The organism is Paenibacillus sp. J22R232 (assembly GCF_056269165.1).
Genome location: NZ_JBWDNK010000002.1, coordinates 504,603 through 528,359 on the forward strand (window position 1 = coordinate 504,603; position 23,757 = coordinate 528,359).

General features: G+C 49.2%; 19 protein-coding genes and 1 pseudogene. 13 read left to right on the plus strand and 7 right to left on the minus strand.

Going from position 1 to position 23,757, the window contains the following annotated elements:
- Positions 1 to 74: 74 nt before the first annotated feature.
- The gene (locus tag AC0YN3_RS08570) at positions 75 to 1,577 is read left to right on the plus strand and encodes a DHA2 family efflux MFS transporter permease subunit (protein WP_475774685.1); all 1,503 of its coding nucleotides are present in this window, start codon (positions 75 to 77) and stop codon (positions 1,575 to 1,577) included.
- Between the two features lie 397 nt (positions 1,578 to 1,974).
- Here the strand turns inward: AC0YN3_RS08570 and AC0YN3_RS08575 are convergent, their stop codons facing one another.
- A complete protein-coding gene (locus AC0YN3_RS08575; protein ID WP_475774686.1) occupies positions 1,975 to 3,129 on the minus strand; it encodes a virulence factor in 1,155 nt (384 codons plus the stop codon).
- A gap of 264 nt (positions 3,130 to 3,393) precedes the next feature.
- Here AC0YN3_RS08575 and AC0YN3_RS08580 point away from each other — a divergent pair, with 264 nt between their 5' ends.
- From AC0YN3_RS08580 to AC0YN3_RS08630, 11 genes are all read left to right on the plus strand, one after another.
- The gene (locus AC0YN3_RS08580; protein ID WP_475774687.1) at positions 3,394 to 4,500 is read left to right on the plus strand and encodes an MBL fold metallo-hydrolase; all 1,107 of its coding nucleotides are present in this window, start codon (positions 3,394 to 3,396) and stop codon (positions 4,498 to 4,500) included.
- 323 nt (positions 4,501 to 4,823) lie between these two features.
- Positions 4,824 to 5,891 carry a Gfo/Idh/MocA family protein gene (locus AC0YN3_RS08585; protein ID WP_475774688.1) on the plus strand — a complete coding sequence of 356 codons (1,068 nt, stop codon included), beginning with the start codon at positions 4,824 to 4,826 and terminating at the stop codon, positions 5,889 to 5,891.
- Positions 5,892 to 6,135: 244 nt separating this feature from the next.
- On the plus strand, positions 6,136 to 7,755 hold the full coding sequence (locus AC0YN3_RS08590) for an ABC-F family ATP-binding cassette domain-containing protein (RefSeq protein WP_475774689.1): 1,620 nt from the start codon (positions 6,136 to 6,138) through the stop codon (positions 7,753 to 7,755).
- Positions 7,756 to 7,815: 60 nt separating this feature from the next.
- Positions 7,816 to 8,076 carry a hypothetical protein gene (locus AC0YN3_RS08595; RefSeq protein ID WP_475774690.1) on the plus strand — a complete coding sequence of 87 codons (261 nt, stop codon included), beginning with the start codon at positions 7,816 to 7,818 and terminating at the stop codon, positions 8,074 to 8,076.
- A gap of 99 nt (positions 8,077 to 8,175) precedes the next feature.
- Positions 8,176 to 9,180, plus strand: a complete 1,005-nt coding sequence (locus tag AC0YN3_RS08600) for a LacI family DNA-binding transcriptional regulator (RefSeq protein WP_475774691.1) — start codon at positions 8,176 to 8,178, stop codon at positions 9,178 to 9,180.
- A gap of 270 nt (positions 9,181 to 9,450) precedes the next feature.
- Positions 9,451 to 10,854: an ABC transporter substrate-binding protein gene (locus tag AC0YN3_RS08605; protein WP_475774692.1), complete on the plus strand. Its 1,404-nt coding sequence runs from the start codon at positions 9,451 to 9,453 to the stop codon at positions 10,852 to 10,854.
- Positions 10,855 to 11,037: 183 nt separating this feature from the next.
- The gene (locus tag AC0YN3_RS08610; RefSeq protein ID WP_475774693.1) at positions 11,038 to 12,120 is read left to right on the plus strand and encodes a carbohydrate ABC transporter permease; all 1,083 of its coding nucleotides are present in this window, start codon (positions 11,038 to 11,040) and stop codon (positions 12,118 to 12,120) included.
- 1 nt (position 12,121) lies between these two features.
- Entirely contained in the window at positions 12,122 to 13,213 is a 1,092-nt protein-coding gene (locus tag AC0YN3_RS08615) for a carbohydrate ABC transporter permease (RefSeq protein WP_475774694.1), read from the plus strand.
- A 109-nt stretch (positions 13,214 to 13,322) separates the two neighbouring features.
- A complete protein-coding gene (locus AC0YN3_RS08620) occupies positions 13,323 to 14,981 on the plus strand; it encodes a glycoside hydrolase family 13 protein (RefSeq protein ID WP_475774695.1) in 1,659 nt (552 codons plus the stop codon).
- A gap of 293 nt (positions 14,982 to 15,274) precedes the next feature.
- Positions 15,275 to 16,180, plus strand: a complete 906-nt coding sequence (locus tag AC0YN3_RS08625; RefSeq protein WP_475775106.1) for a cation diffusion facilitator family transporter — start codon at positions 15,275 to 15,277, stop codon at positions 16,178 to 16,180.
- 338 nt (positions 16,181 to 16,518) lie between these two features.
- Positions 16,519 to 17,523 (plus strand): C40 family peptidase, encoded by a 1,005-nt coding sequence (locus AC0YN3_RS08630; RefSeq protein WP_475774696.1) that lies wholly within the window; start codon positions 16,519 to 16,521, stop codon positions 17,521 to 17,523.
- Positions 17,524 to 17,684: 161 nt separating this feature from the next.
- Here the strand turns inward: AC0YN3_RS08630 and AC0YN3_RS08635 are convergent, their stop codons facing one another.
- The 3 genes from AC0YN3_RS08635 to AC0YN3_RS08645 all read right to left on the minus strand — a co-directional run bounded on the left by AC0YN3_RS08635 (position 17,685) and on the right by AC0YN3_RS08645 (position 21,407).
- Positions 17,685 to 18,329, minus strand: a complete 645-nt coding sequence (locus tag AC0YN3_RS08635) for a YqaA family protein (protein ID WP_475774697.1) — start codon at positions 18,327 to 18,329, stop codon at positions 17,685 to 17,687.
- Positions 18,330 to 18,791: 462 nt separating this feature from the next.
- Positions 18,792 to 20,207, minus strand: coding sequence for an NAD-dependent malic enzyme (locus AC0YN3_RS08640; protein WP_475774698.1), 1,416 nt, complete (start codon positions 20,205 to 20,207; stop codon positions 18,792 to 18,794).
- Between the two features lie 84 nt (positions 20,208 to 20,291).
- Positions 20,292 to 21,407 carry an MGDG synthase family glycosyltransferase gene (locus AC0YN3_RS08645; protein ID WP_475774699.1) on the minus strand — a complete coding sequence of 372 codons (1,116 nt, stop codon included), beginning with the start codon at positions 21,405 to 21,407 and terminating at the stop codon, positions 20,292 to 20,294.
- 202 nt (positions 21,408 to 21,609) lie between these two features.
- Between AC0YN3_RS08645 and kapB the strand changes: the two genes are divergently transcribed.
- Positions 21,610 to 22,005, plus strand: coding sequence for a kinase-associated lipoprotein KapB (kapB, locus tag AC0YN3_RS08650; protein ID WP_475774700.1), 396 nt, complete (start codon positions 21,610 to 21,612; stop codon positions 22,003 to 22,005).
- A gap of 8 nt (positions 22,006 to 22,013) precedes the next feature.
- Here the strand turns inward: kapB and AC0YN3_RS08655 are convergent, their stop codons facing one another.
- The 3 genes and pseudogenes from AC0YN3_RS08655 to AC0YN3_RS08665 form a co-directional block, all read right to left on the minus strand.
- A complete protein-coding gene (locus tag AC0YN3_RS08655) occupies positions 22,014 to 22,442 on the minus strand; it encodes a copper amine oxidase N-terminal domain-containing protein (RefSeq protein WP_475775107.1) in 429 nt (142 codons plus the stop codon).
- Positions 22,443 to 23,063, minus strand: a pseudogene (locus AC0YN3_RS08660) (SGNH/GDSL hydrolase family protein); the annotation flags it as partial.
- A 24-nt stretch (positions 23,064 to 23,087) separates the two neighbouring features.
- Positions 23,088 to 23,351 (minus strand): hypothetical protein, encoded by a 264-nt coding sequence (locus AC0YN3_RS08665; protein WP_475774701.1) that lies wholly within the window; start codon positions 23,349 to 23,351, stop codon positions 23,088 to 23,090.
- Positions 23,352 to 23,757 lie beyond the last annotated feature (406 nt).

Consider the following 23,757-nt stretch of genomic DNA (forward strand, 5'->3'; position numbering starts at 1 on the left):
TTCTATTTACATCTAGTTCACTATACCACACACTGTAAATTAGTTGTAAATTGAATGCGAAAGGAATACGTAAAATGAGTAAAACGGCAACATTTGATAGTAGTACGATTAAGAAAGGCCCGCTTTTGTTTGTCATGATTTTGGGAGCATTCATTGCTATTCTGAATCAAACGATTATGAGCGTTGCTTTACCGGAGCTCATGGTCGAATTTGATATTTCAGCCTCTACAGGCCAATGGCTGACTACCGGCTATATGCTGGTTAATGGCGTTCTGATTCCGATAACGGCGTTCCTCATGCAGCGATTTACGACGCGTGAGCTGTTTCAAACATCCATGATTATTTTCCTCATCGGCAGCATTGTTTCAGCCTTTGCGCCCGGATTTGAAGTTTTATTGACCGGCCGCTTGATTCAAGCAGCAGGGGCAGGAATTTTAATGCCGCTTCTCATGAATGTTATCCTTACGATCTATCCGCCTGACAAGCGCGGAGCTGCAATGGGCATGGTGGGGCTGTCTATCATCTTTGCTCCTGCCGTTGGTCCTGCAATAGCCGGTTATATTTTGGAGCATTATTCATGGCGTGCTCTGTTCTACGGCATCATTCCATTTGCCGTCCTTGTTATTGTGGTTGCTTTTGTATATCTGAAAAATGTTTCCGAACGTACCTATCCCAAAATCGATGCGTGGGGCGCGGTACTCTCAACAATCGGATTTGGTTTCCTTCTTTACGGATTCAGTAGCGCTGGCGGCAAGGGCTGGTCAAGCACGGAAGTGGTCCTGTCTATCGTAGTAGGCGTATTCGCCTTGATTTTGTTCACATGGCGACAACTGGTTATCAAAAGTCCGCTTCTTGACCTTAGGGCCTTCAAGCACAACATGTTTACTCTGACAACGCTAATCAACATTGCGGTTACGATGGTCATGTATGCCGATATGATGCTGCTTCCTTTGTATTTGCAAAATGCCCGTGGATATACGGCGTTGGAGTCCGGAATACTCATGCTCCCAGGCGCGCTCCTTATGGGCTTGATGATGCCTGTGGCTGGGAAACTGTTCGATAAGTTCGGAGCGAAATGGTTGTCTATTATCGGTATGGCCATTACGATCGTAACGACACTCGGATTCATTAATCTGACGGATTCCACGAGTTATACGTATCTGGTTCTCATGTCTACAGGACGACGCTTAGGGATGGCGCTCTTCTTAATGCCAATCACGACGGCGGGCCTCAATCAATTGCCTACGAGACTGAATGCGCATGGTACCGCTATTTCCAACACGATTAAGCAAGTGGCAGGCGGCGTAGGTACGGCATTGCTAGTTACGGTTATGACGACCCGGACCGAGTCTCATCTCGTTGACCAAATGACGGCAACCGGAGTGGCGACTGCTTCTAAGGAACTTATAAAAGAGGCTTCCATTCAAGGTATTAATGATTCGTATCTCGTGATCGTCGGTATCGGAATCGTTGGCCTGTTGCTTTCCTTCTTCATTAAACGGGTAGGACAGGCAGAAGAGGAAGAAACGGTAACTAAGGAAGCTCTTGTAAAACCGAAAACCGTAAGTGCAACTTAGAAAATATTAGGTAAAGGTATGCAGGCAGGCTTTTCATTAAATGGTTGAGCGCACAAAAATGCATATTGAAGCATGAATGAAAGGCTGGAGAGCGATCTCCAGCCTTTTTTGTCCATTGCTTGCAATTCGATTACTTGCAATTCGATTACATGCAATTCCAGCGAAACTATGTTTATATGTTTTTGAGACGATATTCTGTCCATGCATAACATGCATGGTCGCTTACATTTCATTGACGCTGTTCGATTAGATTGAAAGGATTCTAGGGGTCAGCCGGGCGTAAATATGATTTCTTTTCATTCACAGAAGAACGGGTGTGCAGGCTGTGACATTCACAGCTTGCACACCCGTTTGATGTTCTATTCAAAAATAGGAATTGCCAGGCTTGCTGGGTTTGTTATTCGCCATTGTTTCTCGCTGCCGTCATTTGCTGCCAAACGGAGCCGGCAGCCTCCTCGCCGCGCTCGATTCGCTCAAGCGCCATTTGGGCTTGGAGCTGGATTTCGAATTCGCTGTCCTTTGCCGCCTCGCGGAGCGCCTCGATTGCCGATTCGTCTCCTGCCTCGTACAGGAATCTCGCAGCCCGCCAGCGGACGAGCTTGTTCTTATCACGAAGCGATTCAATCATCGGCTGCGTCGCTGCAGGATCGCCAATGTCCGATAGCGTATCGCCTGCGGTCCGCCTCACGGAAGTAGACGGGTCGCGGAGCGCAATGAACAGATACGACAATGCTTCCGGAGCACGCAAATCGCCAAGGTAAATGACGGCGAGCCTTCTAATCGATGTGTTCTCGTCCTTGATCGCTTCTGCGAGCAGAGGCAAGCCTTCGATTGCGGACACATATCTGTCCAGCGCCGCATAGCGTACCTGCCAATCGGGAGAGGCAAACTGAGCAGTTGCTTCCTCAAGCGTAAGCGGCGCGGGTCTAACGACGGATGGCGCTGCGCCGTCCTCAATTCCTGTTTGGCCTTGCTCGATCGCGGCTTGAACGAGCGTCTCTAGCCGCTCAGTCGAATAAGAGGCTTCCAGCTCGCGGACGATCTCAGCGGCGATCTCATCAGGCTCACCGTAGCGGACGCCGAATTCCTCCAGCTTGCGCTCCCGAATCATGCCTGAGCCGGCAGCGCGGCTTACGGCTTCGCCGAACTGGGCAGGCAAAGCAGAGCGTGCTTCCGTATCGCCCATTTGTACGCGTACCTGCATCGGGATGCCCCGGTACATTTGGACCAGAACCTGCGCTTCGCCGTAGCTTGTGGCAGGTCCTTTGCCGCTTGCCTGCTCTCCATCCGCGGCATCCTTCTGGAGCAGCTGTCCAGCCGCCGCTAGAATGGCCGCCCAATCCGCTCCGGGCTTGCGGTCCAGCGCGATAAAGTCGGCTGTGCGGAATAAGCTGCGTACGCCATTGATTTGAAGCAGCTGCTGCAGCAGGGCTGGAGCTTCGCTTGCCTCGCTCGCCTTATAGGTAAATCTGCGGCCGCGCGGCAGCGTCTCGTCCACGTTCAGCTTCATGGAATTCGGACTCGGCGTGGGCTCTATGGAAATTAATTTCATAAGGAAACCTCCTGAAAAGGTGATGGATTCGTCATTCGTTTCCAGCAATTGAGTAACGTTTGCTGCGTCGAAAGCGTAGTCTTATGTGTAAAACCTATATAACCAAGTGTAACTGATTTTAGAAATGGATGCGAACGTTGTACGGCATTCGGGTCAGAATCATTTTGCGGCAGGAGGCTTTACGTATAAATAACATATTTGCAATGTAAGCTGTCACCTTGGTATCTTATAAAAACAAAACAATTTGCGGGGAGGGATGAACGGTTGAGGTTAAAACGATTTGCCAACATAGATCCGATTGAACAGCACACATCGTTGAAGCAATTCAAAAGATGGCGTCAAGAGCGCATTCGCAGGCTGAGAATGAAGGATTATTCATTCACCGTTCCGAATGTCGAGCCTGACATCGCATATTTGGAAGATAACCGAAAATGGCCTTCCCTCACTTGGGTGGGGCATTCGACCTTTTTCATACAGCTAGGCGGTTTGAATATTATGACGGACCCGGTCTGGTCCACCCAGATGGCTTTTCAAAAAAGGCTCTCGCCGCCGGGTATTCCAATCGACGATGTTCCGCCTGTCGATGTTGTCCTTATTTCGCATTCCCATTATGATCATTTGAATATCAACTCGCTCAGGAGGCTGATCGGTGGCAGGCAGCTGCTTGTTCCGGCAGGACTTGGGGCTAAGCTTCGAAAAAAAGGCTTTATCCGCGTCCATGAGCTGCACTGGTGGGAATCCGTTATGATTAGCGGCGTCAAATTCACCTTCGTGCCTTCCCAGCATTCCACGCGGCGCAGTCCCTGGGATACGAACAGCTCGCACTGGGGAGGCTTTGTCATTGAGCGTCCTGCGTCGCGCAGCGGCAAGCTTGCGAGCAGGCCGGCAGGCAGTGACGCTTCGATTGCGAAGGTGTCTTCGGCAAGTGCCGAGGCCCGCGCCGAGACGGCAAGCGCAGCCCAGGCGACTGATCGCTTGCACCCGTTCTTTAGCGGAGCGGCAGAACAGGAGAGGCCTCAAATTGCGGATTTCCCGACGATTTATTTCGCTGGAGACAGCGGCTACTTCCAAGGCTTCAAGGAAATTGGCAAAAGGTTTCCGATTGACGTAGCCTTGCTGCCGATCGGCGCCTACGAGCCTGAATGGTTTATGGCACCGCAGCATATTACGCCTGAGCAGGCGCTACAAGCGTTCGATGATTTGTCCGCCAAATGGTTCGTGCCGATGCATTTCGGCGCGTTCAAGCTAGCCGACGATACGCCGCGCGAAGCGCTGGATCGGCTGGAAGCCGAGCGCAGGAGCCGAAGCATCCCGGATGAGCGTATCGTTATTTTGCCGCTTGGCGAGACGTGGCGATTATCGGGGAAATAACAAACGCGAACAAATGCACGCCAAATTCGCGCAATGACGGCAGTTGAGGAACGGGTTATACTGTTCTAGAGCATAGATTGGCAAATAATGACGAAACAAGGTTTGCAAGCAAACCTAAGCTAGAGCTAACGATGCAAGGTTTGCAAGCAAACCTAAGCTAGAGCTAACGATGCAAGGTTTGCAAGCAAACCTAAGCTAGAGCTAACGATGCAAGGTTTGCAAGTAAACCTAGGCTAGAGCTTACGAAGCAAGGTTTGCGAGCAAACCTAAGTAAAAGCTTACGAAGCAAGGTTTGCAAGCAAACCTATAAGGAGGAGCAACAAATGAGTCAAGCTAACATACGCCTTGGCATTATCGGGGCAGGCGCGATCGGAAGCATCCATATGCAAACATTCAAAGCGGTAGAAGGCATCGATGTCGTGGCAGTAACGGACGTTTACCTGCCGCTTGCCGAGCAACGGGCATCCGAGCACGGTATCGAGACTGTACATGCAAATCCGCAAGCGCTGCTTGAGGACCCGTCGATTGATGCCGTCGTTATTGGCGTGCCGAACAACTACCATGCTGCGCTTGCGATTGAAGCGCTGAAGCACGGCAAGCATGTTCTATTGGAGAAGCCGATGGCAATCAATTCGGATGCTGCGCGCGAGATCGTTGAAGAGGTTGAGAAATCAGGAAAAATCCTCATGATGTCGCATCAAATGCGCTGGAGCGGGCTAAGCCGCGCGCTTAAGCAGCACATTGACAATGGCGATGTCGGACAGGTATACAACGCGAAAGCGGGTTGGTTCCGCAAAAAAGGCATTCCGGGCTGGGGCTCGTGGTTTACGCGCAAGGATCAGTCCGGAGGCGGGCCGCTAATCGATATTGGCGTTCATATGCTGGATTTATCCCTGTATCTAATGGGTAACCCGAAGCCGGTATCCGTATACGGATCAACCTATGCAGAGTTCGGACCGAAGCGCGAGGGCATTGGCAACTGGGGAACGCCGAACTGGGACGGATACTATGACGTTGAGGATCTTGCTTCCGCGCTGATCAAGCTCGATAACGGCGCAACCCTGTCATTGGAAGTCAGTTGGGCTGCGCATGCGGCATTTCTATCGGAGGAGCCGTTCATTCACCTCATGGGAACGCAAGGCGGCGTCGCGATCGTAGGCAAATACGGCAAGTACGTAACGCATGCTGAGACGGGCGTTGCCGAAAGCGATATTGAACCTCTGGACGGCGAAGAGGATCGGATTCTGATGAGCCGCCACTTCGTAGAATGTATCCGGGAAGGCAAACAGCCGATTACATCCGCTCTATCCGGTTATACCAATAACCGAATCCTAGACGCGATTTACGAATCATCCCGTACGGGCAACGAAGTCAAGCTGAACTGGGACTAAACCAGCGACGCTGCGCCTTAAGACGATGTGATCGCTACGCGTAAGCCCTCGTAGAAGCTTGCTGTCCGCAGAAAGCTTCTACGAGGGCTTTTTACGCATGCAGCCTCTGACAAATAACGTTTAACAACAAGCGAACCCTGCGAAAAGGCCGCGACAAAGGCAAAAGAGGGTTCGGTTTCCGAGCATACTGTGGTATAATGGTTCGATATAAACTGATTTTGTAGTGAAGGACGGGATTAAACGAATGATTAGTACAAGTGGCATAACGCTCCGTTACGGGAAGCGGGCGCTTTTTGAAGATGTAAGCATTAAATTCACGCCAGGCAACTGTTACGGCTTGATTGGCGCGAATGGCGCCGGCAAATCGACTTTTCTCAAAATATTATCCGGTGAAGTAGAACAATCGCACGGAGAAGTGCATATAACGCCGGGCGAACGGCTAGCCGTTCTGAAGCAGAACCATTACGAGTACGATGAGTCAGTCGTTCTCGAGACGGTTATGATGGGGCATAAGCGTTTGTATGAAGTCATGAAGGAGAAGGACGCGCTGTATGCGAAAGCGGACTTCACGGATGAGGACGGCATGCGCGCAGGCGAGCTGGAAGCAGATTTTGCGGACATGAACGGTTGGGAAGCTGAATCGGAAGCGGCTGAAATGCTGAACGGCCTTGGCATCACGCCGGATCTGCATGACAAGAAAATGGCAGAGCTAAGCGGAAACGAGAAGGTACGCGTATTGCTGGCTCAAGCATTGTTCGGCGCACCGAACATTCTATTGCTCGATGAGCCTACCAACCACTTGGACATTGAGTCCATTCGCTGGCTGGAAGATTTCCTTGCCGACTATCAAGGCACCGTTGTCGTAGTCAGCCATGACAGGCATTTCCTGAACACGGTATGTACGCACATTGCGGACATTGACTTCGGCAAAATCCAAATGTACGTCGGCAACTACGACTTCTGGTATGAGTCAAGCCAGCTTGCCTTGCAGCTGATGCGCGGCGAGAACAAGAAAAAGGAAGACAAAATCAAAGAGCTTCAAGCGTTTATTCAGCGCTTTAGCGCGAATAAATCGAAAGCGAAGCAGGCGACGTCAAGGCAGAAGCTGCTTGAGAAAATCTCGCTTGACGATATTCGTCCGTCGAACCGTAAATACCCGTTCATCCTATTCAAAGGCGAGCGCGAGGCAGGCAAACAGCTGCTGCTGGTTGACGGATTGACCAAAACGATTGATGGCGAGAAAGTAATCGACAATCTAACCATCGCGCTTAACAAAGGCGACAAGGTTGCATTTGTTGGTCCGAACAGCTTGCCTAAGACGCTGCTTTTCCAGCTGCTTGTCGGGGAAGTTGAAGCGGATGCAGGCAGCTATTCATGGGGCGTAACGACGTCACAGGCTTATTTCCCTAAAGACAACTCCCCTTATTTCGACGGCATTGATCTGAATCTGGTGGAATGGCTTCGCCAGTATTCAAAGGATCCGGATGAGACGTTCATTCGCGGCTTCCTTGGCCGCATGCTGTTCTCCGGCGACGATGCGATGAAGAAAGCAAGCGTATTGTCCGGGGGCGAGAAGGTCCGCTGCATGCTGTCTAAGATGATGCTTGAGGGCGCTAACGTGTTTATTCTCGATGAGCCAACGAATCACTTGGATCTCGAATCGATCACAGCGCTTAACAATGGCTTGACGGATACGGATTGCACGATTCTCTTCACCTCGCATGACCATCAGTTCGTACAGACGATCGCAAACCGAATCGTTGAAATTACGCCGAATGGCGTAATCGACCGAATGATGACCTATGACGAATATCTAGAAAGCGCGGAAGTAAAAGCACTTCGCGAACGCATGTACGCGGTATAAACTGCTGCTATAGTTAAGAGAGCTCGCCTGTGAGGTTTATCTCACAGGCGAGCTCTCTTTTTGGGTTCGGAAAACATAGATTATAGCGATAGCTGGTCCGGCGTTGCCGTGAACTATGGCGAAGTTTGCGGCGTGATTCAGAACTTTCAATTAGCCGCTTGGGAGGCTGGTATCGAGCGGCTAGCAATAGGAGTGAAGGTCATTCAATCGTTGAGTGAAGAAGAGAGCGGCTTCCGCATGAAGCATGCTCTTTTGTTGAGCGGACAAGCAAATGTAAATTTTTGTTGCAAAGCCGGATATTTGAGACTATACTATCGTTGAAAAGGTTTTCAGAAAGCCTTTTCATGAATGTGCGAGGATAGACGGAGTATGCTCTCGTTTGCTCCAACCCATCCTAATGAGCAAGAAGGACGTGCAACTATGAAATCGACCATACGAGATGTAGCAAAGTATGCCAATGTATCGATTAGTACGGTATCGAGAGTCATGAATGCACCTGATACCGTGGTCGAAGAAAAGCGCTTGAAGGTGTTGGAAGCGATCGAGGTGCTGCAGTACCAGCCAAACGGTTTCGCTCGCGGCTTAATCTACAAAAAGTCCGATACGCTAGGCGTGATGATACCGGATATCGAGAATCCCTATTATGCAGGACTCATTCGGGGTATGCAGGACGCCGCTGTCATGCTGAACCATAGCTTAATGATTTGCAATACTGACCGAGACAAGAAGCGGACAATCGCATACGTTCAGACGTTTTTTGAGAAGCAGGTTGACGGCATTATATTCGCTAGCGACTCGCTGCACGAAGAATATTACGAGGAAATGCAGCGTTATCGCCTGCCTTTCGTGCTAGCTTCCACGAATGCGCCCGAATACGACATCCCCTCCGTTGATATTGACGATGAGCAGGGTGCATATGAAGCGGTAAAGCATTTGATCGAGTCTGGGCATCGCCGTATCGGCATGATTAGTTTCCCATTGGGGGATACGATCTCCGGCGAACCGCGTTATGCCGGATATAAGAAAGCGCTGCTAGAGTTTGGAATTGTCCATCATACGGATGAGATTGAGTTTGCCGAGCATCGATTCGAGCATGCGTACGAGGCGTCTGAAAAGCTTTTCGCCCGTTGCCCCGAGCTTACCGCTATATTTGCCGCATCGGATGAATTCGCAATGGGTGTCATTTCTTATTTGCGGGATCATGGCAAATCAGTACCCGACCAGATGTCCGTCATCGGCTTTGACAACATTCGGATGGCGCAGATGTTTATTCCCAAGCTGACAACGATTGACCAACCCACCTATGATATCGGCTATCGCTCGGTAGAGAAGCTGCATGAGCTGATTACGACCGGCGAGGTTGCCGTTTTGAGAGAAAAGCTTCCGCATCAGCTTGTGATCAGAGAATCGACCGGAATGAAATAGTTCAATAGGTGCTTGATTGTCAAAAGGCCTTTAAAGCTTTTTGAAACGAGCACCGCCCGGAAATCTTGAAAAGCTTTTCATATTAATTGAAAACGGTTACTTTATAGTGTTTGCTTATCCAGTTTAGATTATGGGCATAAAAAAAAACGGTATTGGCATTTTAAAGGAGGTGAGGCAAGCGGCGAGAGGAAAGTGACTTCTGATGTTTCGAAATGGCCATGAAGGTTTAAGGAAATTACTGGATTGTTTAAATAAGAAAGGATGAGGTCTATGTACGCGAAAAACACAAAGAAAGCATTGACTGCCTTTATTCTGCTAATCGTTCTTGCTATGGCAATAACGGCTTGCGGAGGAAAAAACAATGTTAATAACGGGACAAATACGCCGACTGAGAAGCCGGATGCAACTGCTGGCAATGGGAATACGGATGCGAATGGCGGCGACAGCGCGCTTGCCCAAGCCATGAATGGTGATTTCAAAGGCAAAAAAGTAACGATGTTCGGACCGTTTACGGACGCAGATGAAGTGAAATTCACGGAAAGCATCAAGGCGTTTGAAGAAAAAACGGGAATCGATATTGCATACGAAGGCTCAAAAGAGTTCGAAGCTACGATTTCTGTCCGTGTGAACGGCGGCAATGCGCCAGATATTGCGGATTTTCCTCAACCAGGCCTATTGAAGGGATTTGTAGAGGCAGGAAAAGTCGTTGACGTGAAATCATTTTTGACCGATGACTATTTGAAAAAGCAGTACAATCAAAGCTGGTTGGATATGGCTACGATGAAAGGCTCAAGCGGCGACGTCATGGCTGGCGTATGGGCGCGAAGCAGCGTGAAGAGCTTGGTATGGTATAACAAAAAAGCTTTCGCTGACGCTGGATATACCGTGCCAAAAACATGGGCAGAGCTTATGACGCTGACGGATCAAATCGCAAAGGACGGCGATCCGGCTTGGAGTATCGGCATTGAGAGCGGTACTGCGACAGGCTGGCCTGCAACAGACTGGATGGAGGATATTATGCTCCGTACGACGACACCGGAAAACTATGATAAATGGCTAACCGGCGAGCTCCCGTTCACCGATCCCATCGTGAAAAATGCCGCTGAAAAAATGGCTGAAATTTGGTTCAACGAAGATTATGTTTATGGCGGCCGCAAATCGATCGCTACGACTTCTTTCGGCGACGCGGTGAAACCGCTCTTTGACAACCCGCCAAAGGCGTGGCTTCACCGTCAAGCTGGCTTCATTACAAGCTTCTTCCCAGAAGGCTTGACTGCAGACGATTATGACTGGTTCCCGCTGCCTGCAATTGATGAGCAGTACGGCCAGCCTGCTTTAATCTCTGGCGATATCTACGCCATGTTCAATGACCGTCCAGAGGTTCGCGCAGTGCTTGAGTTTTTCACGACTGGCGAATCACTCAAAACATGGATTCAAACTGGAGGCGTAACGGCGCCGATGAACGACGCAGACGCTTCATGGTATCCGAATGATCAGGAACGCAGAATGGCTGAGTTTATAAAAACAGCGGATACGATCCGATTCGATGGCTCTGACTTGATGCCGGGTTCAGTTGGCGCAGGCACGTTCTGGAAAGGGATGACCGACTGGGTTAGCGGAACGGTTGATCTCGACACGGCATTGAAAGAAATCCAAGCTGGCTACAAAAAATAAGCCGTAAGAGATCACGGGGAGAGGTGCTCGCTGAAAGGCGAGTGCCTCTGCTAACCGATAACTTTATGAAATGGCTTGCTGCGCAAACCTAAGCTATTGCTTACGAAGTTAGGTTTGCTGCGCAAACCTAAGCTATTGCTTACGAAGTAAGGTTTGCTACGCAAACCTTGGAGGAGGACTCATATGGAACTGCAAGCTCGAAAAGGCAATGCTCTGCGTTTGCTCTTGATATCGGTAGTGGTGCCAGCCTTGAATATTGCCATTCATTGGGGCATCTTTTTATTCTTCCGCGACTCCAGCCTTCCGCCTGTATTCAATGCGGTGCTGGCTGTGCTTTGGGGGGCGCTAGGCATCTATTCCATTTACTACTCCTTCAACTGGGTAGTTGAGCAATATCCGGATCAATGGAAGCGAAGAATATTGCCTTTTGTATTTGTTGGTCCGGCGGTGCTGCTGCTAGGCTGGCTGCTCGTTTTTCCAACGCTTAGGACTTTATATTTAAGCTTCTTTGATGCAGGGTCGGTCAACTTTGTCGGATTCGCCAACTATGTTGCCGTATTCACGGATCGGCTTCTCCTAATGGCGCTTCGCAACAATCTGCTATGGGTATTTTTCGGGACGCTGGCGTGCGTAAGCTTAGGCTTGCTAATAGCCATTTTGGCTGACCGCAGCAGCTTCGAGAAGCTGGCTAAAGGATTGATTTTTATGCCTATGGCCATTTCGTTTGTCGCTGCAGGGGTAATCTGGAAGTTCATTTATTACTATCAGCCAGGTACGGAGCAAATCGGCCTATTGAATGCCATTGTCGTGAAGTTCGGCGGCGAGCCGCAGGCATGGCTCAGTATGATACAGCCGTGGAACAATCTGTTTCTGATCGCAATCCTCATATGGATGCAAACGGGTTTTGCCATGGTTATTTTCTCGGCTGCGATTAAGAGCATCCCGGAGGATACGCTGGAAGCGGCAAGGATGGACGGCGCAGGCGAGGTTCGGATTTTTTTCAAAATCATGATTCCGTACATTTCGGGGACGCTGCTGTCCGTGACGACTACGATTATTGTTTTTACGCTCAAAATATTCGATGTGGTTATGATCATGACCGGCGGACAATATGAAACGGATGTCGTCGCAACGCAGTTCTACCGGCAGCTCTTCATGTATCAAAACGCCGGCTACGGCTCGACTTTGGCTATCGTATTGCTGATCGCGGTTATTCCGGTCATTATTGTCAATCTGCGCCAGTTCCGTAGAGAGGGGGGATTCTAGGATGAGCAAAAACAAAAAAATTCGCAAGTCCAAATGGCTCGTGAATACGGTGCTCGCCATCATCTGCCTCATATGGACGATTCCGACGCTTGGTCTGCTGGTATCCTCGTTTCGGCCGGCAGCAGATATTTTGTCTACAGGCTGGTGGAACATACTGCCCCATCGCGATTGGCAAACCACGGAGCAGCTTCAGCTTCCGAAGGAAACGGATTTGCGGGAGCCGATTAAAGTCAATGGTGTGACCTATACGGATGATCAATTGCGTGCAGGCGTGGAGGTAAACGGAGAAAGACTGATTTGGGAAAATCGGCGAGCAAGACTGCTGAATGTACAGGATAAGCATTGGACGATTATTTCCAGCTTCACGACCCAAAACTACGAGACGGTGCTCGGCGGGAAAAGCTATTCGATTACGATGCCGGACGGGACGACGAAAACGGAGAAGGGCAGCGGAATGTCGCGTTCCTTCTGGAACACGATCGCGGTAACGGTACCGGCAACGGTCATACCGATTTTTATTGCTTCCTTTGCGGCGTATGCCTTTGCCTGGCTTCGCTTTCCAGGTCGAAAAACGCTGTTCGTCATTGTAATCGCCCTGCTTGTCGTACCGCTGCAGGTGGCGCTAATCCCGATTCTGCGCGATTACACATCGCTAGGCTTAAACGGAACCTATTTCGGCATATGGCTCGCGCATACCGCGTTCGGCTTGCCGCTCATAACTTATTTCATGTACACTTCCATCAGCCAGCTGCCGAAGGATTTGTTCGAATCTGCATTTATGGATGGAGCCACGAATTTCACGATCTTCAGCAAGCTGATCCTGCCGTTGTCGGTTCCGGCGCTTGCATCCATCAGTATTTTTCAGTTTTTATGGGTGTGGAACGATTATCTGGTATCGCTTATATTCCTTGGCAGCCAGCCGGAAGTGCAGGTGCTATCCATGAATATCGCCAACATGGTCGGTTCAAGAGGAAATGATTGGCATCTGCTGACGGCTGCCGCATTCGTTTCGATGCTGATGCCTTTGGCTGTATTTTTTGCCTTGCAGAAGTATTTCGTACGGGGCATGCTCGGCGGCTCGATCAAAGGATAGGTTAGTAAGTTTGCAGTACGATAGGAATGGCGCAGCGCCTCGACCGAATGCCGAGCATGCGCCATTTGTTTTTTGAACCTCGCAATCTGATAATTAAGGAGTGATCATCATGCAGTCAAATGAGGCTTGGTGGAAGGAATCCGTCGTGTATCAGGTATACTGGCGCAGCTTCCGAGATACGAATGGGGATGGCATCGGCGACTTAAGGGGAATCATTCAGAAGCTGGACTATATTCAGTCGCTTGGCGTGACGATGGTGTGGGTCAACCCCTTTAATGAGTCTCCTGACAAAGATAACGGCTATGACGTTTCTGATTACTATGCAGTAATGGACAAAGCGGGCACGATGGCGGATTTTGAGTCGCTGGTAGCAGAGACGCATGCGCGGGGCATGAAGCTGATGATGGATGTTGTCGTGAACCATACCTCGGATCAGCATGCATGGTTCAAAGAATCACGATCTTCGGCTAGCAATCCGAAACGGGATTGGTATATTTGGCATGATGGCTATCAAGGCAGACCGCCAACGAATTGGCGCTCTTATTTCAATCCGTCATGCTGGGAGCTTGATGAAGCATCGAATCAATATTATATGCATTCCTTTGCGGTTGAGCAGCCTGATTTGAACTGGGCGAATCAAGAAATGAGGCAAGAGATTTACAAGATGCTGCGATTTTGGCTCGACAAAGGTGTGGATGGTCTGCGGCTTGACGCTCTCGCGCTGCTAGCAAAGCCAACGCTGTTTGCCGATGTAGAAAATCCGCGGGACATTCGATATTTGACGCATAATGCGGGGCTTCATCGGTATTTGCAGGAAATGAACCATGAGGTGTTCAGGCATTACGATATGATGACAGTTGGCGAAATTGCTTTCGCAACACCGGAGTCGGGGCCGCTATTCGTCGATGAGGAGCGCCATGAGCTCAATACGCTGTTTCACTTCGAGGTGGCGGACGAAATGCCTGAGTGGGACATGCTGCGTTTCAAGCGCATCCAGAGGCTTTGGGCAGAAGCGTTGGACGGGCGCGGCTTTGGCTCTCAGTTTTTGAATAATCACGATCATACGAGGCAAGTATCCAGGTACGGCAACGATTCTGACTATCGGGTAGAGTCGGCCAAGCTGCTCGGCACCATGATCCATACGCTGCCAGGCATTCCATATATTTATCAAGGTGAAGAGATAGGGATGACTGGGGTCAGATTCGAGACAATCGGTGATTACAAGGATATCGCCATGATAAATAGATATGTAGAGGAAGTGGGGAAAGGTGGCGATCCTGCGGTCGTGTTCCGTGATTTGCAGCCGCTTAGCCGTGATAATTCAAGGACGCCCATGCAATGGGATGACGGGCCGCATGCAGGCTTTGGAGAAGCAGAACCATGGCTGAAAATCAATCCGAATTACGGGGAGATCAATGTTGCGCAAGCGGAGAAAGATCCGGAATCGGTATTGGCTTATTATCGAAAGCTGATCGCTCTGCGCAAAGCGAACCGGATTATGGTGTATGGCGACTTCACTGATATAAGCGCAGAGGATTCGCATTTGTATGTCTATGTGCGCGAGCTGGAAGGGACGGAGTGGATAGTGCTGCTCAATCATAGCGCGGAGCACCGCAATTTTGCATTTTCAGAATCGTGTTTTGGCAACAATGGTTTAAGTTTGAAGCTTATGCTTGGCAATTACTGCCAGACCGAGGTCGGTTGGAGCAGCGAGACGCCCGAAATGGAGCTTAAGCCTTACGAGGCAAGAATTTACGAGGTTATTTGAAGTTGACGAGCGGCTCGTTTCATTTCTGAAATGATGTGCCAATCATACGCTGAAAAAAGCTTTCATTGAAAATAGAGATAGGAATCAAAGCGCTTTAGACCTCCGTCTAGAGTGCTTTTATTTGTAAGCACCTGCTTTGGCGTCGGGACCAATTGTTGCATCAATGCATAAAAGTACGCACCTGGTAAACACTGTTTCTCTAGACCCACATGGCTTTGTTCGGGTATGATACCGATAGGTTATCGGAGTGCTTTACAAATACATACGTTTTTACGCTTGGGAGGGTATTGAAACTGAATCAGTATGAGGAGATTAAACAGGGCGAAAAAGGTGCCTGGGTTAGCATTGGGGCCTACTTGGCTTTATCTGCGCTAAAACTCGGTGCGGGCTACTGGTTTGTGTCGGGAGCTCTCGTTGCGGACGGCTTCAACAATCTAACGGACATCGTGGCGTCTGCTGCTGTATTGATCGGACTTCGAATATCGCAGAAGCCGCCGGACAAGGATCACCCTTACGGGCATTTCCGTGCAGAGACGATTGCTGCGCTTATAGCTTCCTTTATCATGGCGACGGTAGGCATTCAGGTACTGATCGGCGCCGTAAAGTCATTGTTCAACTCGGAGCACCAGATTCCGAGCCTAAACTCTGCTTGGGTCGCGTTATTCGCGGCTGTCTGCATGGGCGGCGTATATATCTATAACCGAAGGCTGGCCCTTCGTATTAATAACCAGGCGCTGCTTGCTGCGGCCAAGGATAATTTGTCGGACGCGCTTGTCAGTATCGGCGCAGCAATTGGCATTATTGGGGCTCAGTTCGGCCTCCCTTGGCTTGACCCGGTTGCGGCTTTGGCAGTGGGGGTCATTATCTGCAAAACGGCTTGGGAAATCTTTTATAGCTCGACGCATGCACTGACAGACGGATTTGACGAGAATGAGCTTTCTACGCTGCGCACGACGATTGCCAAAACAAAAGGCGTCAAGGCCATTAAGGATATCAAGGCAAGAGTTCATGGAAGCCATGTGCTTGTTGATGTCATCGTTCAGGTTGACCCGGAGCTTTCTCTAATCGAGAGCCACCAGATCAGCGACGAGATTGAGCATCGAATGGGTAGAAAGCATAATATTATGAGTGTCCATGTTCATGTGGAGCCTCAAGAGAATGTCGAAACTTCCGATATTATGTCGACTGAAAAGCATTGAAATAAGCGGTAATTGTTACCAATTACGGGTGATGTGATGACGCATGGTACCTATGGCTCATTTTCATTATCTACCCAAAAGACCCAAAATTATGAGAAAAAAATGATTTAACTGTCTTGAAACAGCTGTGAATGTTAAAAGCAATAGGTGAAAAGGCGGTTCCTAAGGGGGATCGTCTTTTTTGCATTATTTTACAGCGGTTGTATATGTCTTCCTGCCCATTTGATCGCCTCTTTAAATAGGTGTATTGGACGATACTTGTCTTCCCTAAACGAAACTACAATGGGATCAGAACCCGTTATATTTTCACTGTTTTCACACCAAGGGAGGCGTATAGTTTGCATTACACGATGAAACAAAGGATGGCAACAGCAACGTTAACGGCAGCGTTATTATTCAGTTCGATTTCGGTTCCGGCAGCGCTTGCTGCACAGGCAGGAGAGGTTCAGTCCGGCGTAAATATGCGGTCGGCACCTTCCACGTCAGGCTCGATTATTCGAAGCCTAAAGAAAGGCGAACAAGTTGCGGTTGTCGAGAAGGTCAATTCCTATTGGTATAAAATAACCGATTCCTCAGGCAGAACGGGTTACATATCGACTTCTTCCCAATATATTGAGCTGCAAAGCTCAGCACCGGAGCAAACGGGCAATGCAACCGTGAAAGCGTCGGTTTCCTTCCGCAAAGCGGCATCCACGTCAGGTGAACGCATCCGTTATTTGAAGAAAGGCGAGAAAGTGACGATCATTGCAAAAACGAACAGCTATTGGTATGAGGTTCGGGACGGCAATGGCGTCAGGGGATATGTGAGCACGCAAGCTGCATATCTAAGCGTCTCGGGCACTATTCCGGATGGAGGGACAGGCAATGACGGAGGCCCAGTCACCGCACCGGATGAAACGAAGGACGAGGCGGTTGAGAAAATGATCGCTGCGGGAATGAAGTATTTGGGTACGCCTTATGAATACGGTTCAGACCGCAACACGACGACTACCTTCGACTGTTCTGACTTTGTAAGGCAATCGTTTCTAGATGGGCTAGGGGTGAGGCTGCCGGCAGATTCAAGGCAGCAAGCCCAGTACGTCAAAGATAAAGGAACGGCAAATACGAATTGGAGAGCGCTTGAACGAGGTGATTTGGTTTTCTTCATGTCCTATAAAGGAAGTAAGGCTTCCGCGTACAACGGTATCGACAAATCCTCGCAGACGATCACGCATGATGGCATTTACTTAGGTGACGGAAAAGTATTGCACACGTACTCCAATGAAGGCGGTGGCGTTACAATCAGCAATATTGAAGGAACGCACTGGGAATACCGTCTCGTGTTTGGCGGAAGCGCGTTATAATCAAGCAAAAAGGCCGATCAGACTTATCTGATCGGCCTTTTATATATAAGAATTTATTTGTTTTCACATAATAATGTGCTTATATATCTCCGCGAAACGGCTGCTTTTGCCGCTGAGGAGGGCGACAGCCGTTTACACTTGCGTGTTTCTATACATAGCAATTAAGAATCGATTTGTATGGTTGTTCCTTCGGTTTGCTTGATTGGTTCTTGCGCCGCAGGCTGTGCTTGTTGTTCCGCTAAAGCCTTTTTTTTGTTGCGTTTCTTGCGAATGATCAAATACACGACGATGATTGGAACGGCTCCGAAGAATATATACAAGGAAACGTCTTTTACCATGCTTTCAGCGGCACGTCCATAGAAATAGAACAAGAGGCCGACGATATAAAATTTCAAGCCCCGTCCAATAGCCGCATACCCGATTAATCTCCAGATTGGAAAGTTCAAACAGCCTGACAGAATCGTAAATACTTTGAATGGAATAGGCGTGAAAGAACCGATGAGAATGGCGGCTTCGCCGTTCTTCTGGAATTTTTCAGTGGCAGCGTCAATCCATTCTTTTTTCAAAAACTTATATAGGACTGATTTGCCCATCACCTTGCCTAGATAATACCCTACGGGTGTACCTAAGAGACAAGCAACATAGCCCACGGTAGCCAGCCATAAGGCTGTAGATGGATTGAGAATGCTTAATGATACTTGAAGGAAAAATGCTGGAATCGGAAAAATAACGGCATCAAGAAATGCATGAATAAATAGTCCCAGAGGCCCGAAATCCTTTAAAAAATCGACAACTGCTTGAAACATTACCAGGCTCCCTTTCCATCAACTAACTGCACATAAAGCCTGCTTATCGAGATATTCGAAAATGGAAACTCCCTTATTTGCTAATATATGCTGCAGCTTGTTGAAAAAGCGCTTTAGCGCTTGATATTTTGATTATAGCACAATTAATCCGGTTAAGAAGATGATAGTTGTCATGTGTTCATTTTAATGCTAGTTCCTAAGAACGAATACGTATGATTCGCATATAGGTTTCAACCACTTTTATTAAACGTCCGATTTAACAATAAAGGGTTGTACCGTTCGTGTTCAGTGGCATGAATGGATATTCCCATCATACTTGAACAGAAAAACGCCGTATATTTACGGGATGATCCCATAGATATACGGCGTTTATTAAATACTCATAGAGTGCTTTACGTTTTTGGGCCTGTTGTAATTACCGTGAAATAATCGGTTGCTTATGGCGCGGCTATGTGGCCGATGTTATTCCCGCGTCTGACGGCGGGAAACGCCGCTCTGCTGAGCGGCTTGAATGACCCTTTTGCGAACCTCTTCGACAACGCGCGTATTGAAGACACTCGGAACAATGTACATTGGACTTAGCTCGTCATCGCTTATGACAGATGCGATAGCTTCTGCTGCCGCAAGCTTCATCTCCTCATTGATCGTCGTTGCACGGCTGTCGAGTGCACCGCGGAAGATGCCAGGAAAGCAAAGGACATTGTTGATCTGGTTGGGATAGTCCGAGCGCCCAGTGGCAAACACCGCAACGATATCCTCCGCAAGCTCTGGCCTAATCTCGGGCTCTGGATTAGCCATTGCAAAAACGATCGGGTCCTTTGCCATCGTCTCTATGTGAGCGCGTGTCAGTATACCGCCAGCCGAAACGCCGATAAAAACGTCAGCGCCGCTCAAAGCTTCTGCCAGTCCGCCGCTTTGGCGCTCCGGGTTCGTATTGTCCGCGTACCATTGCCACATCTGGTTGTCATAGGTCTTGTCGGCAGTCAGGATGCCTTCGCGGTCAACCCCAACGATATGCTCCGCGCCGCCAGCGAGCAGCATTTTGGTGCATGCGGTGCCGGCAGCTCCGATGCCGCATATGACGATTCGCGTATCGCGTATGCTCCGGCCAGTCAGCTTCAATGCGTTAAGCAAGCTTGCGTATAGGACGACGGCCGTGCCGTGCTGGTCATCGTGAAACACGGGGATATCTAGCTCATCCCGAAGCCTTTGCTCGATTTCGAAGCAGCGCGGTGCGGAAATATCCTCCAGATTAATGCCTCCGAAAGCGGGCGCCAGGTTTTTAATAGTAGCGATAATCGCTTCGGTATCTTGTGTGTCGAGACAGATCGGGAAAGCATCGACATCGGCAAATTGCTTGAAGAGCATCGCCTTTCCTTCCATGACCGGCATGGCAGCGTAAGGTCCGATATTGCCTAAACCAAGGACAGCGCTTCCGTCTGACACGACTGCCACCATGTTTCTTTTGACCGTGAGCGTAAAAGCCTTGGAGGGCTCTTCGAATATAGCTTGGCAGACCCTTGCGACGTCAGGCGTGTAAACCCGGGACAGGTCGTCGCGGTTTTGAATAGGCGTTTTGGGCTGGATCGTTATTTTTCCGCCCAAATGAAGCAGAAAGGTACGATCGGAAATGTGTACGAGCCGAATGCCGGGAATGGCCTTCAAAGCGGACGTGAGTCGTTCAGCAGCGCCGTTTTCGGTAATTTTCACGGTCAAATCACGCAAGCTTTTATTTTTATCCGTATGTATGACGTCGATTGCAATGATGTCTCCCTTAGCTTGCTCAATCGCGGTAGCAGCCCGTCCGAATTGCGCGATATTGGTATCAATCTCAACCCTCAAAATAATCGTTTTGCCGTCGGTCATCTGTGATCCCATTATAAACAGCTCCCTTCGTTCATTATACTATTTGAATAAGTACACACTATTTATGCTTCATAATCTCCCCAAAAAAGAAAGCCGTCACTGCATTAGTCGCAGGACGGCATTCGGACAACTCATTGGGTCGTATTGTAGGTTTCTCTTAGTTAGTAGACCTTCTCTGAATTGACCGGAGGCATAAGGCTCGTGGATGAGCGAAAACCATCGATCGACGGTATCGTTCGAATCGAGCATTTCACCAAAACCGTTGCTAATGAAGTATTCGCAGTTTTCTTCTTCTTGGCCGGGAATCGGTTCGTAGAAAAGCATTGGAATTCCTTTGCTCATGCCTTCCGTACAGGTCATGCCGCCTGGCTTCGTAATGAGCAGATCGGACACGTCCATCAGTTTGTTGACCTCTCGGGTAAAGCTGAGGATGCGAATATTCGGATGCCGGAAGAGAGGATCGGACAGCATCTTTTCCTTCATCTTCTCATTAGAGCCAACGCAGTAGATCAGTTGGGTGGTTTCGCGCCACTTGGTCATGTATTCGAGGGCATTGTCCTCATACATGATTCCCCAGCCGCCGCCCATAATGAGAACCGTCGGCATATTTTTCAACTGAAACTGCTCGCGTACTTCCTCTTTATCGTATGTATGCCAGAAATTCGGATGAACGGGAATGCCTGTTACTTCTATGCGATTCTCCGCGATCCCTTTGTCAATCAGTCTCTCCTTAACGAGAGGCGAAGAAACCAAATATCGGTTGACCTCTTTGTTCACCCAAGAGCCATGTGCATCGTAATCCGTAATTAACGTGTACAGCGGCATGTCCAATCCAAGACGCTTGAGTCTTGCGACAACCGCATTGGGTCCCGGATGCGTGCAAATGATCAGATCCGGCTTCAATTGGGAGATGACTTGCGATGTCTGGGTATAAAACATGCGATGGAGCGCAAGCTGTGTAAGTCGATTGAACGATTTTTTATAGTTGCTGCGGTACATAAGACCGACCATCTTGGGCTGTTTGCTAACTGTTTTGCGATATGCGGATATTATCCATGGACCAAGCACCGGATTAAGAAATTTTCCAAGCTCGATGACGCGGGTCTGAATCCCCGGACTTAACTGCTTTAGTCCGACAGCGAGCGCATAGGCAGCTTGAGTATGACCGGAGCCAAAGCCTTCAGAGAGCAGGAGCACTCTTTTCTTACGCATTCATTCCACCTACTTTTCTAATTCCATATTACGATGCAAGTGCAAGTAACACAAGTTTTATCCTTAAGGGTTGCGAATAAAGCTTTGGATAATTTATCCTAGAATGACGAAGTGCATGTGATAAGCTTATGCTTCCCTGTCCCTAACTATATTTACATATATTTTACAAGTGATAATAAAACAAAAAGCGAGGTTAATCAAAATGGAAATAACGAATCAAAATGACAAGGGCATCAAAATCGGTGACCATGTAAAAGCTGAGGTTCGATCCGGTCAGTATGTAGGAGAGCTCATCGAAATAAACGGACCCCGCGCCGTAGTCAAGGTGTTAGCCGTACTGAAGCATCCGGAGCAGGGGGATTTGCATAACCCTTATAATCCGGATGTTCCTATGTTCCATGAGCGGCGTGCCCTTAGCTATACAGAAAAAACAACGGTGCTGCTGCGTGACGTACTTCCCTATGCGGGCTCCGTACCGGAGTATGGTGCATCATTGAAAGCTGCTGCCGAGGCAGAGGTTGCCGCGCTGGACCGCCTGCATCGCTGGGCCGCAAAGGCACTCGAACAGATGCAGCAGCTTCAGAAGGAATACAAATAGACAAACTGCTATTTATTAATGAAGACCGTTTTTATGGTGCCGCGATAGATGACCTGGAACTGGAGTCCTACGGACAATGCTGCAAGCGGCACATACAGGGTTAGCGACTTGCCGAAGTTGTCAATAAAGGCAGGAGGCGCATCAAGCAAAATGGCTGCGCCATTCACCGTGATTGCAGTGGAGCCGGCCGTGATACCGACCGTACGGTCTGCCAGCATAATCGTTGCCGTGTGCGTGGGGGCGTTCCATTTCACGCTCGCCCCCATGGCTTCCGCAACGCTTCGGAGCGGCAAATAGGTGTGGTTCATTACAATTCGAGAGCCGCTTGTATCAAGCAGCTCTTTTCCGTTGATTACGATATGAATAGGCTCTTTCGCTCCCGCGGCCTTAACCTCGCGATAGTCACCCCATATGGCCTTTGCGAAGGCTAACCCCATTGCCGCATAACCCGCGCTGGTTGGATGTATGTCGCCGTCTGCAATGGATGTGTAGCGGAGCTCGTTATCTACGAAAGCGGCTGCGGCATTTGCGACTTTCACTTGATAGCCGTCTGCCGTCAACCATCGAACGACAAGGTTTAGACGCTCGCGCAGCTGCTTTACGCTTGATTCAAGGAACAAACGGTCGGCTTCTGGGTATAATGGAAAAACAAGCGCGCCGAGCCTAACCGGCTTAGGAATGGGCAAGTACTGGTCTGCAATAATGATTTGCGCTTGGGGCTGAAGACGGAGCATTAACCGCAGCGCCGATTCAAGCTCTGCTTCATACCCGCTCAGCGCATTCGTTAAGCTTGATGCCGTTTCTGCTGGATCAGCTCCTTTCTTGAGCTTCTCCAATATCGCGTACATGTCATTGCCGCCGATCGTTATCAGAATTAAGTTCGCTTGTTGCAATGCGGAACCCAGCAAGTGGGATTCAGCGATCAGACGCTCGGCACGTGGATCGGGTAGCCCTGTCTGAATATCTGCGCTTTTGACGTCCATCCCTTTGACTATTGCTTCCATCCAACGATTAGGGCCGGCGGTTCTAAGGCCAAGTATGCCGTAGTTTGCATAATCGGTGCGGTAACCGCGAAATAAGGCTTACTCGTAAACATGCTCTACATAGCCGTATGGGGTGGAGTGCTCGGTGAAGCCATGCTCATAGCCGGCAGTCACAGAATCACCGACGGCGACGATACGGTAGGTTTTGGATATGGCGGGAGCCGCCAAGTTGGATAGGGAAGCAGGCGCTGCCCGTACGGTAGGGCCAATCAGGGGATGCAGTGCAAACGTACTTACAAGTAACAGCGCAATAATAATGGACACTGCAGGCTGAACGGCCACTTTCCTTAACTTGCTATACAACAGGAACACTTCCTTCTGATAAAATATAAGGAAATAGAAGCAGCGAACTATGCTATGCTTGTATTTCGCGGTGAATCGGCCTCAGCATTGCTGAATAAAGGCAATATTCCAGTGCTATTGTAGTAAAATAGTGCAAATAATTATGAAAATATTAAATTGATTCCGCTATGGCCTAATGTTAAAATAATATAATAATCGCAATGTCGCGGTATAGGCCCGGTATATGGTCAATTAATCGGATGCGCTCTTTTTGCCGGAGCAGCAGCCGTTTAGCTTATGGGTGGAAAGGAGCAGGCCGATGCGCCTCGCTGACTACCATTCTATGATATAACAAGCGAAAAATGAAGCGTAATGCGTATTCATCGGTGCTTATTTTCAACACGTTCACGCTTACCCAAAAATCTTC